9 protein-coding genes and 3 rRNA genes are annotated in these 16,993 nt (G+C 65.3%); 5 read left to right on the forward strand and 7 right to left on the reverse strand.

Annotated elements, in window-relative coordinates; translation table 11 throughout:
• Positions 1 to 99: 99 nt before the first annotated feature.
• The 4 genes from OG219_RS08565 to OG219_RS08580 form a co-directional block, all read right to left on the reverse strand.
• On the reverse strand, positions 100 to 708 hold the full coding sequence (locus OG219_RS08565; RefSeq protein WP_266824528.1) for a CDP-alcohol phosphatidyltransferase family protein: 609 nt from the start codon (positions 706 to 708) through the stop codon (positions 100 to 102).
• A 150-nt stretch (positions 709 to 858) separates the two neighbouring features.
• Positions 859 to 975: ribosomal RNA gene (gene rrf, locus OG219_RS08570) — 5S ribosomal RNA — on the reverse strand.
• 88 nt (positions 976 to 1,063) lie between these two features.
• A 23S ribosomal RNA gene (locus OG219_RS08575) occupies positions 1,064 to 4,185 on the reverse strand.
• Between the two features lie 318 nt (positions 4,186 to 4,503).
• Positions 4,504 to 6,031 (reverse strand): 16S ribosomal RNA (locus tag OG219_RS08580).
• The 16S, 23S and 5S rRNA genes sit together here, the layout of an rRNA operon.
• A gap of 583 nt (positions 6,032 to 6,614) precedes the next feature.
• Between OG219_RS08580 and OG219_RS08585 the strand changes: the two genes are divergently transcribed.
• Complete coding sequence (locus OG219_RS08585) at positions 6,615 to 7,064, forward strand: PTS glucose transporter subunit IIA (RefSeq protein WP_266824530.1); 450 nt, start codon at positions 6,615 to 6,617, stop codon at positions 7,062 to 7,064.
• 77 nt (positions 7,065 to 7,141) lie between these two features.
• Entirely contained in the window at positions 7,142 to 8,812 is a 1,671-nt protein-coding gene (gene ptsP, locus OG219_RS08590) for a phosphoenolpyruvate--protein phosphotransferase (protein ID WP_266824532.1), read from the forward strand.
• 69 nt (positions 8,813 to 8,881) lie between these two features.
• On the opposite strand, the gene OG219_RS08595 is transcribed toward ptsP, so the two are convergent.
• A complete protein-coding gene (locus OG219_RS08595; protein WP_266824534.1) occupies positions 8,882 to 9,772 on the reverse strand; it encodes a hypothetical protein in 891 nt (296 codons plus the stop codon).
• A gap of 136 nt (positions 9,773 to 9,908) precedes the next feature.
• Positions 9,909 to 11,876: an acetoacetate--CoA ligase gene (locus tag OG219_RS08600; RefSeq protein ID WP_266824536.1), complete on the reverse strand. Its 1,968-nt coding sequence runs from the start codon at positions 11,874 to 11,876 to the stop codon at positions 9,909 to 9,911.
• A gap of 213 nt (positions 11,877 to 12,089) precedes the next feature.
• Between OG219_RS08600 and OG219_RS08605 the strand changes: the two genes are divergently transcribed.
• Positions 12,090 to 14,456 carry a TIM-barrel domain-containing protein gene (locus OG219_RS08605; RefSeq protein ID WP_266824538.1) on the forward strand — a complete coding sequence of 789 codons (2,367 nt, stop codon included), beginning with the start codon at positions 12,090 to 12,092 and terminating at the stop codon, positions 14,454 to 14,456.
• Positions 14,457 to 14,492: 36 nt separating this feature from the next.
• Here OG219_RS08605 and OG219_RS08610 read toward each other — a convergent pair whose 3' ends face one another.
• A complete protein-coding gene (locus tag OG219_RS08610) occupies positions 14,493 to 15,017 on the reverse strand; it encodes an NUDIX domain-containing protein (RefSeq protein ID WP_266836039.1) in 525 nt (174 codons plus the stop codon).
• 313 nt (positions 15,018 to 15,330) lie between these two features.
• Between OG219_RS08610 and OG219_RS08615 the strand changes: the two genes are divergently transcribed.
• Both OG219_RS08615 and OG219_RS08620 read left to right on the forward strand, forming a co-directional pair.
• A complete protein-coding gene (locus OG219_RS08615; protein WP_266836040.1) occupies positions 15,331 to 15,759 on the forward strand; it encodes a Zn-ribbon domain-containing OB-fold protein in 429 nt (142 codons plus the stop codon).
• Between the two features lie 28 nt (positions 15,760 to 15,787).
• The gene (locus tag OG219_RS08620; RefSeq protein WP_266824540.1) at positions 15,788 to 16,978 is read left to right on the forward strand and encodes a lipid-transfer protein; all 1,191 of its coding nucleotides are present in this window, start codon (positions 15,788 to 15,790) and stop codon (positions 16,976 to 16,978) included.
• Positions 16,979 to 16,993 lie beyond the last annotated feature (15 nt).

A 16,993-nucleotide genomic window follows, 5' to 3' on the forward strand; every position in this document is an offset into this window, starting at 1 on the left:
CTTGAAGAGACGACGGTCTAGCCGACTTCACCCGTCCAAATTGTCCCGCACTTTTCGTCCGCGGGCCATCGAGCCACTACAGCCGCGCAATGGGCGAGCTCAATCGGTTGTGGCGTCCGCCCTGACAAGGCGGCGGACCTGAACCACGTAGAGGACTCCTGCCCACCAGTAGAGCGTTGTACCCCATCCGGCGAACGCCCATCCGAAAATAGCACCGAGTGACGCGATCCATCCACTTGCGTCACTGAGCAGCAACAACGGGAAGGCGTACATCAAGTTGAAGGTAGCCGCCTTCCCCAGGAAGTTCACCTGCGGCGGCGGATAGCCGTGGCGTCTGAGGATGCCCACCATCACCAACAGGACCAGTTCGCGCGCCAGAAGGACAGCGGTCAACCACAGCGGGAGAATCTCACGCCAGGTGAGGCCCACGAGAGTGGACAGAATGTAGAGCCGGTCGGCTGCGGGATCGAGTAGCCGGCCAAGGCTGCTGATCTGGTTCCAGCGGCGGGCGAGCTTCCCGTCCAGATAGTCACTGATGCCGCTCAGCATGAGCACCAGGAGTGCCCATCCGTCGCTCTTGGGACCACCGAACTCGGGCCAGAGGATCAGCCACAGGAAGACGGGCACACCGACGAGGCGCGCCATGCTGAGGATGTTCGGGATGGTGAGGACCCGGTCTGTCTGGACGCGAGTCTCCTGGACCTCCACCCGGGGGCCTCCTGTGGGAAACGAGCCAATGATGCCCCTGACCTTACCCGCAGCGCTGACGCTGTTGTACGGAGGGGTGGAGGCGTCACCAGAAAACAAAAAAGCTCCGGCTCTCGGGCGATAAGCCCAAGAGCCGGAGCTCTAAAGATAGTTCGGCGGCGTCCTACTCTCCCACAGGGTCCCCCCTGCAGTACCATCGGCGCTGTGAGGCTTAGCTTCCGGGTTCGGAATGTAACCGGGCGTTTCCCTCACGCTATGACCACCGAAACACGGTGAAACTTCTCAAACCGGAGCCGTGGCATGGCTACAACGGTTGTTCGTGGTTTCAGAACCAACACAGTGGACGCGAGCAACTGAGGACAAGCCCTCGGCCTATTAGTACCAGTCAGCTTCGCCCATTACTGGGCTTCCACATCTGGCCTATCAACCCAGTCGTCTACTGGGAGCCTTAACCCATCTAGTGGGTGGGAATACTCATCTCGAAGCAGGCTTCCCGCTTAGATGCTTTCAGCGGTTATCCCTCCCGAACGTAGCCAACCAGCCATGCCCTTGGCAGGACAACTGGCACACCAGAGGTTCGTCCGTCCCGGTCCTCTCGTACTAGGGACAGCCCTTCTCAATATTCCTGCGCGCGCAGCGGATAGGGACCGAACTGTCTCACGACGTTCTAAACCCAGCTCGCGTACCGCTTTAATGGGCGAACAGCCCAACCCTTGGGACCGACTCCAGCCCCAGGATGCGACGAGCCGACATCGAGGTGCCAAACCATCCCGTCGATATGGACTCTTGGGGAAGATCAGCCTGTTATCCCCGGGGTACCTTTTATCCGTTGAGCGACGGCGCTTCCACAAGCCACCGCCGGATCACTAGTCCCGACTTTCGTCCCTGCTCGACCCGTCGGTCTCACAGTCAAGCTCCCTTGTGCACTTACACTCAACACCTGATTACCAACCAGGCTGAGGGAACCTTTGGGCGCCTCCGTTACTCTTTAGGAGGCAACCGCCCCAGTTAAACTACCCATCAGACACTGTCCCTGATCCGGATCACGGACCCAGGTTAGACATCCAGCACGACCAGACTGGTATTTCAACGACGACTCCACCCGAGCTGGCGCTCGAGCTTCACAGTCTCCCAGCTATCCTACACAAGCCGAACCGAACACCAATATCAAACTGTAGTAAAGGTCCCGGGGTCTTTCCGTCCTGCTGCGCGAAACGAGCATCTTTACTCGTAGTGCAATTTCACCGGGCCTATGGTTGAGACAGTCGAGAAGTCGTTACGCCATTCGTGCAGGTCGGAACTTACCCGACAAGGAATTTCGCTACCTTAGGATGGTTATAGTTACCACCGCCGTTTACTGGCGCTTAAGTTCTCAGCTTCGCCACCCCGAAGAGTGACTAACCGGTCCCCTTAACGTTCCAGCACCGGGCAGGCGTCAGTCCGTATACATCGCCTTACGGCTTCGCACGGACCTGTGTTTTTAGTAAACAGTCGCTTCTCGCTGGTCTCTGCGGCCACCCCCAGCTCACGGAGTAAATCCGATCACCGGTGATGGCCCCCCTTCTCCCGAAGTTACGGGGGCATTTTGCCGAGTTCCTTAACCATAGTTCACCCGAACGCCTCGGTATTCTCTACCTGACCACCTGAGTCGGTTTAGGGTACGGGCCGCCATGAAACTCGCTAGAGGCTTTTCTCGACAGCATAGGATCATCCACTTCACCACAATCGGCTCGGCATCAGGTCTCACCCTCGTGTCATCCGGATTTGCCTAGATGACGGGCTACACCCTTACCCCGGGACAACCACCGCCCGGGATGGACTACCTTCCTGCGTCACCCCATCACTCACCTACTGCAGGTCTGGTCCGTCGGCTCCACCACTTCCCTTTCCCCGAAGGGTCCGGGACGGCTTCACGGACTTAGCATCGCCTGGTTCAATGTTTGACGCTTCACAGCGGGTACCGGAATATCAACCGGTTATCCATCGACTACGCCTGTCGGCCTCGCCTTAGGTCCCGACTTACCCTGGGCAGATCAGCTTGACCCAGGAACCCTTAGTCAATCGGCGCACACGTTTCTCACGTGTGTATCGCTACTCATGCCTGCATTCTCACTCGTGAACCGTCCACCACTAGCTTCCGCTGCGGCTTCACCCGGCACACGACGCTCCCCTACCCATCCATACGGGCGTTGGCCCTATTGTATGAATGACACGACTTCGGCGGTACGCTTGAGCCCCGCTACATTGTCGGCGCGGAATCACTAGACCAGTGAGCTATTACGCACTCTTTCAAGGGTGGCTGCTTCTAAGCCAACCTCCTGGTTGTCTGTGCGACTCCACATCCTTTCCCACTTAGCGTACGCTTAGGGGCCTTAGTCGATGCTCTGGGCTGTTTCCCTCTCGACCATGGAGCTTATCCCCCACAGTCTCACTGCCGCGCTCTCACTTACCGGCATTCGGAGTTTGGCTAAGGTCAGTAACCCGGTAGGGCCCATCGCCTATCCAGTGCTCTACCTCCGGCAAGAAACACACGACGCTGCACCTAAATGCATTTCGGGGAGAACCAGCTATCACGGAGTTTGATTGGCCTTTCACCCCTAACCACAGGTCATCCCCCAGGTTTTCAACCCTGGTGGGTTCGGTCCTCCACGACCTCTTACAGCCGCTTCAACCTGCCCATGGCTAGATCACTCCGCTTCGGGTCTTGAGCGCGCTACTAAAACGCCCTATTCGGACTCGCTTTCGCTACGGCTTCCCCACACGGGTTAACCTCGCAACACACCGCAAACTCGCAGGCTCATTCTTCAAAAGGCACGCAGTCACGAGAGTGCATGCAAGCATGCACTCCGACGCTCCCACGGCTTGTAGGCACACGGTTTCAGGTACTATTTCACTCCGCTCCCGCGGTACTTTTCACCATTCCCTCACGGTACTATCCGCTATCGGTCACCAGGGAATATTTAGGCTTAGCGGGTGGTCCCGCCAGATTCACACGGGATTTCTCGGGCCCCGTGCTACTTGGGTGTTTCTCAAACGAGCCGTTGACGTTTCGACTACGGGGGTCTTACCCTCTACGCCGGACCTTTCGCATGTCCTTCGCCTACATCAACGGTTTCTGACTCGTCTCACGATCGGCAGACCGTGAAAGAGAAATCCCACAACCCCACATACGCAACCCCTGCCGGGTCTCACACGCATATGGTTTAGCCTCATCCAGTTTCGCTCGCCACTACTCCCGGAATCACGGTTGTTTTCTCTTCCTGCGGGTACTGAGATGTTTCACTTCCCCGCGTTCCCTCCACATACCCTATGTGTTCAGGTATGGGTGACAGCCCATGACGACTGCCGGGTTTCCCCATTCGGAAACCCCCGGATCAAAGCCTGGTTGACGGCTCCCCGGGGACTATCGTGGCCTCCCACGTCCTTCATCGGTTCCTGGTGCCAAGGCATCCACCGTGCGCCCTTAAAAACTTGGCCACAGATGCTCGCGTCCACTGTGCAGTTCTCAAACAACGACCAACCACCCACCACCCCACCCTCACGGGCGAGTTCACTGGGGCCGGCACTGAAGAAACAGGCTTGAACAGCCCGTACCTTCAGACACCCAACAGCGTGCCAGGCACCCTCGCCACTCGTGATCAGCTTTCCACGCCCCGAAGGACAGTACTTGCAGCCCGAGATGGCTGAGAGTGCCGAATAATCAACGTTCCACCCATGAGCAACCAGCACCGGACGTACGCCGATGTACTGGCCTCTGACCTCACCCCGGAGGGATCGGTAAGAAGTGCTCCTTAGAAAGGAGGTGATCCAGCCGCACCTTCCGGTACGGCTACCTTGTTACGACTTCGTCCCAATCGCCAGTCCCACCTTCGACAGCTCCCTCCCCACAAGGGGGTTGGGCCACCGGCTTCGGGTGTTACCGACTTTCGTGACGTGACGGGCGGTGTGTACAAGGCCCGGGAACGTATTCACCGCAGCAATGCTGATCTGCGATTACTAGCAACTCCGACTTCATGGGGTCGAGTTGCAGACCCCAATCCGAACTGAGACAGGCTTTTTGAGATTCGCTCCGCCTCGCGGCATCGCAGCTCATTGTACCTGCCATTGTAGCACGTGTGCAGCCCAAGACATAAGGGGCATGATGACTTGACGTCGTCCCCACCTTCCTCCGAGTTGACCCCGGCAGTCTCCTGTGAGTCCCCATCACCCCGAAGGGCATGCTGGCAACACAGAACAAGGGTTGCGCTCGTTGCGGGACTTAACCCAACATCTCACGACACGAGCTGACGACAGCCATGCACCACCTGTACACCGACCACAAGGGGGGCACCATCTCTGATGCTTTCCGGCGTATGTCAAGCCTTGGTAAGGTTCTTCGCGTTGCGTCGAATTAAGCCACATGCTCCGCTGCTTGTGCGGGCCCCCGTCAATTCCTTTGAGTTTTAGCCTTGCGGCCGTACTCCCCAGGCGGGGAACTTAATGCGTTAGCTGCGGCACCGACGACGTGGAATGTCGCCAACACCTAGTTCCCACCGTTTACGGCGTGGACTACCAGGGTATCTAATCCTGTTCGCTCCCCACGCTTTCGCTCCTCAGCGTCAGTAATGGCCCAGAGATCCGCCTTCGCCACCGGTGTTCCTCCTGATATCTGCGCATTTCACCGCTACACCAGGAATTCCGATCTCCCCTACCACACTCTAGCCTGCCCGTATCGACTGCAGACCCGGGGTTAAGCCCCGGGCTTTCACAACCGACGCGACAAGCCGCCTACGAGCTCTTTACGCCCAATAATTCCGGACAACGCTTGCGCCCTACGTATTACCGCGGCTGCTGGCACGTAGTTAGCCGGCGCTTCTTCTGCAGGTACCGTCACTTTCGCTTCTTCCCTGCTGAAAGAGGTTTACAACCCGAAGGCCGTCATCCCTCACGCGGCGTCGCTGCATCAGGCTTTCGCCCATTGTGCAATATTCCCCACTGCTGCCTCCCGTAGGAGTCTGGGCCGTGTCTCAGTCCCAGTGTGGCCGGTCGCCCTCTCAGGCCGGCTACCCGTCGTCGCCTTGGTGAGCCACTACCTCACCAACAAGCTGATAGGCCGCGGGCTCATCCTTCACCGCCGGAGCTTTCAACCCCCCTGGATGCCCAGAGGAGTGTTATCCGGTATTAGACCCCGTTTCCAGGGCTTGTCCCAGAGTGAAGGGCAGATTGCCCACGTGTTACTCACCCGTTCGCCACTAATCCACCCCGAAAGGCTTCATCGTTCGACTTGCATGTGTTAAGCACGCCGCCAGCGTTCGTCCTGAGCCAGGATCAAACTCTCCGTGAATGTTTTCCCGACTGCGTCTAATTAAAGACTGCGGGGCGACACCAAGAGAGCGGAACCGAAGGGAGGAATAATCCCCACGGTCCACAGCGTCCTCGCTGATGTTTTTCTTCAAAGGAACCTCGTCCCGGCCGATCGGCCGGAGACGGGGTATCAACAAACTTGGCGTTGATTTTTGGCACGCTGTTGAGTTCTCAAGGAACGGACGCTTCCTTTGTACTCACCCGAGAGACTCTCTCAGGCTTTCCTCCGGGCGCTTCCCTTCGGTGTTCCAAACTCTATCAGTGATTTTCCGTCTCTCTGACCACGGTCCTGCGAGCATGCAGAACCAGACCCCGAGATAGGATCTGACAAGTTGGGTGCTGCTGGGTAAGGACACTTGATCGCGTCGCTCAGCCCCAAGCAGGTGTACGACTCTACAGGGGGGTCTGGAGCAGGCGCAAATCGTTTGCCCAGTGCTCTACGGCTGCCAACCGGGTCCTCTCATAGGGAACCGGTAGTTCATATGACATACCCTGCTCAGCAGTGTGCCGTCCGGGACAGGTAGTGACGGCCCATATAGATCTCCACCCCTGGGAGGCTTCCCATGACCACCGTGACGTCCCCTCTTGCCGGACGCGCCATCGGACTCGCCGCGGTACCGGATCCCGTGTTCTCCGGCGCCATGGTCGGCCCCGGCAACGCGATCGACCCCGTGCGTGAGCCCTCCGAGGCTGTCGCACCCGTGGACGGAGTGATTGTCTCGCTTCATCCACATGCCTTTGTTGTCGTCGACGACGAAGGCCATGGTGTGCTCACCCACCTCGGTATCGACACCGTTCAGCTCAATGGCGAGGGCTTCGAACTGCTTGTCAACAAGGGTGACACCGTGGCGCGTGGCCAGGCCGTAGTGCGCTGGAACCCGGCTGCCGTCGAAGCGGCAGGCAAGTCCCCGGTGTGCCCGATCGTTGCACTCGAGGCCACGGCCGAGTCCCTCTCCGATGTCCGCGAGGACGGCGATGTCAAAACCGGAGACGAGCTCTTCCGCTGGAAGTGACATCAGTGCCGGCGTAGACGACAAGTTGGACAACCACCACGGCGGCGGGACTCGCCGCACTATCGGAGACGGGTGAGATGGAGACAACGCTGCGAGGCGTCGGCGTGAGCCACGGTGTGGCGATCGGCGAGGTTCGGCACATGGGAACGGCGGTTCTTGAACCGCCTGCCAAGCAGATCCCGACGGAGGATGCGGAGCGCGAACAGGGGCGTGCCCGCAAGGCCGTGGGGGCTGTGGCGGCCGACCTGATTGCGCGCGGCAATCTGGCGGGGGGCGAAGCTCAGGCGGTGCTCGAGGCTCAGGCCATGATGGCCGAGGACCCCGAGCTGATGGCGGATGTGGAGCGGCGGATCGCGGTCGGCAGCACTGCCGAGCGCGCGGTCTATGACGCGTTCGCCGCGTATCGCGCCCTACTGGCCGGCGCCGGTGAGTACCTTGCCGGTCGTGTGGCCGATCTCGACGACGTGCGGAATCGTATCGTCGCCCGGCTGCTCGGGGTGCCCATGCCTGGCGTCCCGGACAGCGACGAGCCGTATGTCCTTATTGCTCGTGACCTCGCGCCTGCGGACACGGCGCTGCTCGACCCCACTCTGGTCCTCGGTTTCGTCACTGAGGAAGGTGGGCCGACCAGCCACAGCGCGATTCTGGCGCGGGCGCTCGGCGTTCCCGCCGTGGTCGCGTTGCCTGGTGCGGGTGAGCTCGCCGAGGGCACGATGATCGCCGTGGACGGCAGCACCGGTGAGATCTTCGTGGAGCCGAGCGCCGAGAAGAAGGCTCAGTTGGAGGCCGCTGCGGCAGAGCGCAAGGCGGCGCTGTCCTCCGCAACCGGTCCCGGCGCCACGTCCGACGGGCACAAGGTGCCTCTGCTGGCCAATGTCGGCGGTCCTGCTGACGTGCCGGCCGCTGTCGCGGCCGGTGCCGAGGGCGTCGGTCTGTTCCGCACCGAGTTCCTCTTCCTGGACGACAGCAAGAGCGCACCGTCCGAGGAGAAGCAGGTCGAGGCGTACCGGCAGGTTCTCGAGGCGTTTCCCGAGGGCCGTGTCGTGGTGCGTGTGCTCGACGCGGGCGCGGACAAGCCGCTCGACTTCCTGACTCCGGCCGATGAACCGAACCCGGCTCTGGGTGTGCGGGGTCTGCGCTCGCTGTTGGACCACCCCGACGTGCTGCGTACTCAGCTGACGGCCCTCGCCAAGGCTTCGGAGGGGCTGCCGGTCTATCTCGAGGTCATGGCTCCGATGGTCGCGGACCGTATCGACGCCAAGGCGTTCGCGGAGGCGTGCCGTGCGGCCGGGCTGCAGGCGAAGTTCGGCGCGATGGTGGAGATTCCGTCGGCCGCGCTGCGGGCACGGTCGATCCTTCAGGAAGTCGAGTTCCTGTCCCTGGGGACCAACGACCTCGCGCAGTACACCTTCGCCGCAGACCGGCAGGTGGGTGCGGTGTCCCGTTTGCAGGACCCGTGGCAGCCCGCGCTGCTCGACCTGGTCGCGCTGTCCGCCGAGGCGGCGAAGGCCGAGGGCAAGAGCTGTGGTGTCTGCGGTGAGGCCGCGTCGGACCCGCTGCTCGCGTGTGTGCTGACCGGCCTTGGGGTCACCTCCCTTTCGATGGGTGCCGCGTCCATTCCTTACGTCCGGGCGACGCTCGCCAAGTACACGCTGGCGCAGTGCGAGCGTGCCGCTGCCGCTGCACGCGCGGCGGACACGGCTGAGGAGGCTCGCACGGCGGCGCAGGCGGTGCTGTCCGGCGAGTAGCCGGACCACGTCGTCGATCGACTGTTGCCGAGGGGCGCTCCACCTGTGGGTGGAGCGCCCCTTTCGGATTCAGTGCGCGTGGCCCGTCGTTTCCCCTTCTTCTCCGAGGTCAGGCGGCACGCAGTAGTCGACTCCCGATTCCGGGGAGACGAGGTCCCCGGAATCGATATCGGTGCAATAGGCGTCGAAGACTTCCGCCGCGGTGAGGGGCTCAAGGTTTTCTCCGCGGAGCCGCCATCCGTAGACACGGTCGGGCGCGTCGCGGGCGGTGGTGCGCATGACGAGTCCCCCGGCGCTCCGGGTGGCGACTCCGAGGGCCAGGACGGTGGTGAATTCGAGGGTCTCTGATTCGTCGAGGTGGATGGTGCCCGCGTCGTCATCGGCTCGGAGTACGGCGACGAGCGTTTCGGGCGCTGCCGACACACTGCATACGAGGTGGAGGTCGCCGGGGCCCGCGGTGTCGAGGATGCGGGTGAGTAGGTGAGAGGCGCGGGCGAAGGACGCGCGTCCGATGTCCTCGCCGCAGGACGCGCAGTTGCCGATACGGGCCAGGAGGGTGGTCGCGTACTCCCACGTGGCCTGGCGGACGGCCTCGTCGACGAGGTCCGGAACGAGTTCGTCGAGGGGCTGTCCCTCGTATGTGACGGTGGGTCCCGTCGCGGCCAGTTCTGCCGTGAAGCGTGTGCGGCTCGACGGAGCGTCGGGTTCCAGGCCGCTGTCGGCGCAGAACTCCGCGTACTCCTCGGGGTCGAAGAGTGCCACGGTGGTGTGGCTGCCCTGGGCGGCGAGGGTCCTGAGCAGGGATTCCACCTGCTGGAGGTAGCTGGTGTGGTCGTCGAAGGTGAAGGTGCGGTAGCGCCGCATCGCCGTGAAGTCCTGTTCGTCGGTCAACAACCCGATGGTGCCCGCGATTTCGCGGCGCAGGACGCGTCGCATGGTCTGGTGCTGTGTGTGCGCCATTTTTTCCCCCTGTGCGCAGTCGATCAATGCTCACTCACAGTAACCGGCGGCACTGACAACGCTGGTCGGGCAAGGTGCTCGCGCACACGGCGGGGCTCGAACAAGCAGGTCATGGCGATGGCCGTCTGAAGGCTGATCAGGCGCGCTTCCGGGCCAGGTCTTCGTAGAAGCGCAGCAGTTCGACGTTGTCCACGGAGCCGAGGTTGACCGCCTTTTCCAAGGCGGTCCCTTGGAGGAGACGCTTGATCGGGACCTCGATGCGCTTGCCGGTGAGGGTGTGAGGGACACCGGGGACTGCGATGACCTCGTCCGGGACGTGGCGCGGGGAGAGCTGTTCGCGGATGGTCTGCTTGATGCGGGTCAGGAGGGCCTCGTCGAGTGCGGCGCCTGGGGCGAGGTGGACGAAGAGGGGCATCCAGTAGCCGCCGTCGGGCTGTTCGATGCCGATGACGAGTGACTCCTTGATTTCGGGGAGGCGTTCGACGGCTTCGTAGATGTCGGCCGAACCCATGCGCACGCCCTGACGGTTGAGCGTGGAGTCCGAGCGGCCGTGGATGACGACGGAGCCGCGCGAGGTGACGGTGATCCAGTCGCCGTGGCGCCACACTCCGGGATACGTGTCGAAGTAGCTGTCGTGGTACCGGCTGCCGTCGGGGTCGTTCCAGAATCGGATCGGCATGGACGGCATCGGGTTGGTGACCACGAGTTCGCCGACTTCGTCGATGAGGGGCTTTCCGCTGGGGTCCCAGGACTGGAGGTCGGTGCCGAGGCCGGGGGCCTGGAGCTCTCCGATGTACACGGGCAGTGTCGGTACGGCGCCAGCGAAGCAGGAGCACACGTCGGTGCCGCCACTGACGGAGGCGATCCAAAGGTCGGGGCGGACCTCGTCGTGGAGATAGCGGAAGCCGTCGGGAGGCAGGGGCGAGCCTGTGGTGGCGACGCACTGGACGCGCACGAGGTCGAAGTCGTGGGACGGGCGGACGCCCGCCTTACGACACGCCATGACGTACGCCGCGGACGTGCCGAAGAGCGTCGCTCCCGTGCGTTCGGCGATGCGCCACTGGGCGCCTGTGTCCGGGTAGCCGGGGCTGCCGTCGTACAGGACGATCGTGGTGCCCGTGAGGAGCCCGGAGACGAGGAAGTTCCACATCATCCAGCCTGTGGAGGTGTACCAGAAGAAGCGGTCTTCGGGGCCGAGATCGCAGTGCAGACCGAGCTGCTTGAGGTGCTCGACGATGATGCCGCCCTGGGACTGGACGATCGCCTTGGGGAGGCCGGTCGTGCCCGAGGAGTAGAGCACCCACAAGGGGTGGTCGAACGGGACCTGCTCGAAGACGGGCTGCACGTCGGCGGACGTCAGGGCGGACCATTCCAAGGCGCCCTGGGGGGCCTCGGTGCCCAATAGAGGGATGTGCACGACCGCGCGCAGGGTCGGCAGTTCGCGGCGCAGTTCGGCGACGGTGTCGCGACGGTCGTGCTCCTTGCCGCCGTAGCGGTAGCCGTCGACCGTGAAGAGCACTACGGGTTCGACCTGCTGGAAGCGGTCGAGGACGCTGCGGGCGCCGAAGTCGGGGGCGCAGGACGTCCACACACCTCCCACGGCGGCTGTGGCGAGGAGGGCGACGACGGCCTGTGGAACGTTCGGGAGGTAGCCGCTGACCCGGTCTCCCGGGCGTACGCCGAGCGCGCGCAGTTCGGCTGTCAGGGAGCCGACCTGGCGGCGCAGCTCGGACCAGCTGATCGGGGTCGCCTCATGCGTCTCGTCGACATAAAGGAGCGCCGGTTCGTCCGAACGGGTGTCGGCCGCGCGCAGGGCGTGCTCGGCGTAGTTGAGGGTCGCCCCGGTGAACCACTCGGCGCCGGGCATGGAGCGGTCGCCGAGCACGCGCGCGTAGGGGGTCGAAAACCGTACGTCGAACCACTCGGTGACGGCTTTCCAGAAGGTGTCCAGCTCGTCCACGGACCAGCGGTGCAGTGCCGCGTAGCCGCCCTCGGAGGGGGCTCCGTGATGCTCGGCCGCCCAGGTCTGGAACTTCGTGATCTGCGCCTGGGCGATGCGTTCCCCGGTGGGCTGCCAGAGCGGTGAGGGGTTGGAGGTGGACATGGGGCGGCTCCCGGGCTTGGCGCGTCGTGGGCGTCTGTCGCGCACGAGCGGGGGTGTGCGCGTCACGCGGCTGACACGGACGATGCCATGTGATCGACTTGTGCACCAGGGTGCGCCACACATAGTCGCCGACGTGAAGATGTGGTCTGGCCACGGGTGAACGGCAGTTGAACGGCTTACACATATGGCCTCGTCAATGGCAGGCTGAGCAGCATGAACGGTCGTGACCTGGTGCGTTCGGTGAAGGCTGTCGGTTCGGCGGGGGCGACCCAGGGGTTGCGTACCGTGCGAGCCGCGTGGCGCAGGAAGCGTGCCGATGCCGTTGGGCTGCCACAGCGGGGCGCCGAGCGTGCGCGGGTGCCAGGGGCGGTGCGGGGCGTGGAGCCGGGCCCCGGTGGTGGAGTCGTCCGGTTCACTCGCTCCGAGCTGCGGATCACGGTCGCGGTGAACGGAGCGGTTTTCTGGGGATGGGACGGGGCGGACCCTGAGCCGTCGTACGCGCTCGCGGGCAACTCCCCGGATCCGGACCCGCGGGCCGTCCTGGAGCCGGACATGGACGGCGGTTGGCGGGTTGTGGCCGAGCGCGTGACAGTCGTGGTGTCGCGGCACGGAGCCGTCGAGGTGCGCACCCCTGGTGGCGTGGTTCTCCGCCGCGATCTGCCGCCCCGCTGGTGGGAGCCGGTCGACGGCGGTGCCGCGCGCTGGATGCAGCGCTCCGAAGTCGCCGCCGACGCGCGGTTCTTCGGCCTGGGCGGGCGCGCGGCGGGCCCCCGGCTGCGCGATGGGACGTACCGGCTGTGGAACACGGATCCCGGGCAGGCCTTCGCGCCCGGCGACGACCCGCTGTACATCACCATGCCCGTGCAGCTGGTGGTCGCCGACGCGGCCACCCATCTCGTGTTCCACGACACCTCGTGGGACGGCACGGTGACGTTGCGGGAGGGTGAGGAGGGCGCCGGCTCCGGGCACGACAGGGCCGGATCCTGTGAGCTGCGGATGGATGGCGGCCCGTTGCGCTGCTGGGTGATGGTGGGGACCCCCGCGCGCGTGCTGCACGCCTGGGCCTCGCTCACCGGGGCGCCCGCGCTGCCGCCCGCGTGGGCACTGGGGCACCATCACGCGCGGTGGGGTTTCGGCAGTGAGCATGAGGTGCGGCGGATCGTCGCGGGCTACCAGGAGCGTGGTCTTCCGCTCAACGCGATTCACCTGGACATCGACCACTACGACGCGCACCAGGTGTTCACGGTCGACCGGGAGCACTTCCCGGAGCTGCCGGTGCTGGCGGAGGAGCTGCGCCGTGAGGGCATCCGGCTGGTGTCGATCGTCGACCCTGCGGTCAAGGCCGAGCCGGGCAATGCCGTGTACGACAGTGGCCTCGCCGAGGACGCCTTCGTGCGCGATGCCTCGGGGCGGCTCGTGCGAGGTGTCGTATGGCCCGGGGAGTCCGTCTTTCCGGACTTCACGCACGCGCGCGTGCGGCGGTGGTGGGGCGGACTCTTCAAGGAGCGGCTCGCGCAGGGGTTCGCGGGGTTCTGGCACGACATGAACGAGCCGACTTCGTTCACCGCCTTCGGGGAGTCGACGCTGCCGCGTTCGGCCCGGCACTCCCTGGAAGGCCGCGGCGGTGACCACCGCGAGGCGCACAACGTGTACGCGCTGGGCATGGTCCGGGCCGGGTACGAGGGCCTGCGTGAACTTGCGCCCCAGGAGCGGCCGTTCATCTTCTCGCGGTCCGGGTGGGCCGGAATGCAGCGCTACGGAGGGGCCTGGTCCGGGGATGTGGCCACCGGCTGGCCCGGGTTGCGGGCGTCACTGTCGCTCGTGTTGGGGCTGGGGCTGTGCGGGGTGCCGTACTCGGGGCCAGACGTGGGCGGCTTCGACGGGAGTCCGTCGCCCGAGCTGTATTTGCGGTGGTTCCAGCTCGGCGCGTACCTTCCGCTGTTCCGTACGCACGCGAGTCTGCGGGCGGGGCGCAGGGAGCCCTGGGAGTTCGGTGACGACGTCCTGGAGCACGCGCGCGTGGCGCTCGTCGAACGGCGGCGGCTGCTCCCGTACTTCATGACCCTGGCGCATCTGGCTCGCCGTACCGGCGCGCCGTATGTGCGGCCCGTGTGGTGGGGTGCGCCCGAGGACCGGGCGCTGCGCGACTGCGAGGACGCCTTCCTGCTCGGCGACTGTTTCCTGGTGGCGCCGGTGCTGCACCCCGGGGCTGATCGGCGTGCGGTGCAGCTGCCGCGAGGGCGTTGGTACGACACGGTCACCGAAAGGGCCTATGAAGGGCCGGCCCAAGTGCTGATCGATGCCCCCTTGTCGCGCATTCCGGTGCTGGCTCGCGCGGGTGCCGTTGTGCCCGTCAGGGGTGCCGATGGTGGCTTGGAGCTGGAGGTGTGGGCTCCCGCGCAAGGGCGTGTCGGGGGCGGGCTCGTCGTGCCGGACACGGGCGACGGGTGGGACGAGCCGGAGGTCGAGCGCTATGTGACGCGCTGGGAGGGGGCGCAGGTGGTCGTACAGCGGGACGGAGAGGGCGGCCTGAGCGAGACCGCGTATCCGGTGCGGGTGCGTGGGCTCCGGGCGCTGTAACGGCTCGCCGAGCGCAACCGCAGCGGCACGGGCCTCTCAGATGTACCGTCCCTCGAACCATGCCCGCGCCGCCAAGGTGTGCAGCGGGAAGGCGAGTTCGGCCGGCCTGCGGAGCAGATGCCAGCCGTCCGTCTCGTCGGTGACCGTGGACGGCGGGAGTTCGGCGGCCGGGCGCTCCGGGAGGAGCCCGAAGAGCAGCAGGTGCCCGGCCGGGGAACTCATCGCGTCGGCGAGGCGTACCTCCCGGCTCCTCGCGTCGATGCCCGTCTCCTCCCTGAGCTCCCGGACGACGGCGTGCCGCCAGTCCTCCCGGTCGTCGATGAATCCACCGGGCAGGGCGATGCCCCCGCGCGCGGGGGCGATGGTCCGGGTGATCACGACCAGGGAGGTGCCCCTGGCGTCGAACACGGGCTGGAGGGCCACCGCGACCGGCAGTGGATTGCGGTAGGCCACGCTGGAGCAGACGGCGCAGGTGCGGGGCCATACGGAGACGCCCTCTCCGTATGGTGCTCCGCAGCTCGAACAGTGGGAATCCGGCGCGGAGTCGGCGGGCGGGTGCAGGGATGGGGATGCGGACACGCCGCGGACTGTATCCGATCACTTGAAGGGCATCTTCAGGGGCAACCGGCTGGGTGAGCTGAGCGCCTGGACGGGCGACCCAAAGGGTGTCGCGGCAGAGGCTCGTACGCCTCAAGCAGCGAGGAACGGCCGGAACCACCCCCGTGGGCCCCGGCCGCCCCTACCGATACTCCGACGCCTGGGAGGCTCCCGTGGTTCTCCATGACACCCTCCCCAAATCCCGTTGCCCGTGGCACACTTCTGACGTTCCGTCAGATCCAGTGCTGGAGGGGTCTTGTCGCGCACACGCATGCCCGTGGTCGCCGGTTGGTTCGCCGGGGACGGCGACGACTTCCATCTCCTCGGTACACGCTGCTCGGTGTGCGCCTCGGTCTTCTTCCCCCGCGAGGACTCCTTCTGCCGCAATCCCGGCTGCCCGGGAGGCGGCGAGCTGGTCGAAGTGCCGTTGTCGCGGAGCGGCCGCGTCTGGTCGTACACGGACGGCCGGTACCGGCCGCCGTCACCGTATGTGAGCGATCCGGAACTCTCGTGGGAACCCTATGCGTTGATCGCTGTGGAGCTGGAGTGCGAGCGGATCGTGGTGCTCGGCCAGGCGGTTCCTGGGGTCACCGTCGCCGACCTGGCGGTGGGCATGGAGGTGGAGGTCGTCCCCGGCGTGCTGAACGAGGACGAGGGGACGACCTGGACGACCTGGCACTGGCGGCCAACGGGGGTGACGGCATGAGGGACATGTGGCGTACGGGGGTGACGGCGTGAGCGGGGATGTGGCGGTGCTCGGCGCGGGCATGCACCCCTGGGGCAAGTGGGGGCGTGGCTTCGTCGAGTACGGAGTCGTGGCGGCGCGTGCGGCGTTGGCCGACGCCGGGGTCGGTTGGCGCGATGTCGGCTCGATCGTGGGTGCGGACACCGTGCGCGGCGGCTATCCGGGGTACGTGGCGGGGGCGACGTTCGCGAAGGCGCTCGGTTGGCAGGGGGCGCGGGTCGCGAGTGTGTACGCGGCGTGCGCGTCCGGGGCGCAGGCGATCAACACGGCGCGGGCGCAGATCCTTGCGGGTCTCGCGGATGTCGTCCTCGTGGTGGGTGCGGACGCGGCGCCCAAGGGGTTCTTCCGCCCGGCGGGCGGGGACAGGCCTGACGATCCGGACTGGCTGCGGTTCCGTGTCCTGGGGGCGACGAATCCGACGTACTTCGGGCTGTACGCCCGGCGGCGGATGGCCGTGCACGGGGACACTCTGGAGGACTTCACGCAGGTCAAGGTGAAAAACGCCGCCCAGGGGGCACTGAATCCGAACGCGCGGTACCGCAAGAGGGTCACCGCCGAGGAGGTCGCCGGGTCCGCTGTCGTCGCCGATCCGCTGCGGCTGCTCGACATCTGCGCGACCTCGGACGGCGGCGCGGCCCTCGTACTGTCCAGCATGGAGTTCGCACGACGACACGGTGTTGTCGGTCCGGTGCGGATCCGCGCGGTGTCCACGGTGACGCCGCGCTATCCCAACACCGTGCTCGATCTGCCGGACATCGCCACGGATTCCGCGGTCGCGGTGGACCCCGCGGCCGACACCTTCCGCGCGTCGATCGCCCGGGCGGCGTACGAGGAAGCGGGCATCGGCCCCGAGGATCTCTCGCTTGCCGAGGTGTACGACCTGTCCACGGCCCTGGAGTTGCAGTGGTACGAGGACCTGGGCCTGTGCGCGGACGGCGGGGCGGCCAAGCTGCTGTGGGAGGGTGCCACGGCGCTGGGCGGGCGAATACCGGTGAACGTGAGCGGCGGGCTCGCCTCGTTCGGGGAGGCGGTTCCGGCGCAGGCCATCGCCCAGGTGTGCGAGCTGACATGGCAGCTGCGGGGCGCCGCCGGCGAGCGGCAGGTCGACGGGGCGCGGGTGGGGATCACCGCGAACCAGGGGCTGTTCGGACACGGTTCGTCGGTCGTCGCGGTGCGGTGACCTCTACCGCCGCGA

The sequence above is a fragment of the Streptomyces sp. NBC_00038 genome (assembly GCF_026343635.1).
In the GTDB taxonomy this organism is placed as follows: Bacteria; Actinomycetota; Actinomycetes; order Streptomycetales; family Streptomycetaceae; genus Streptomyces.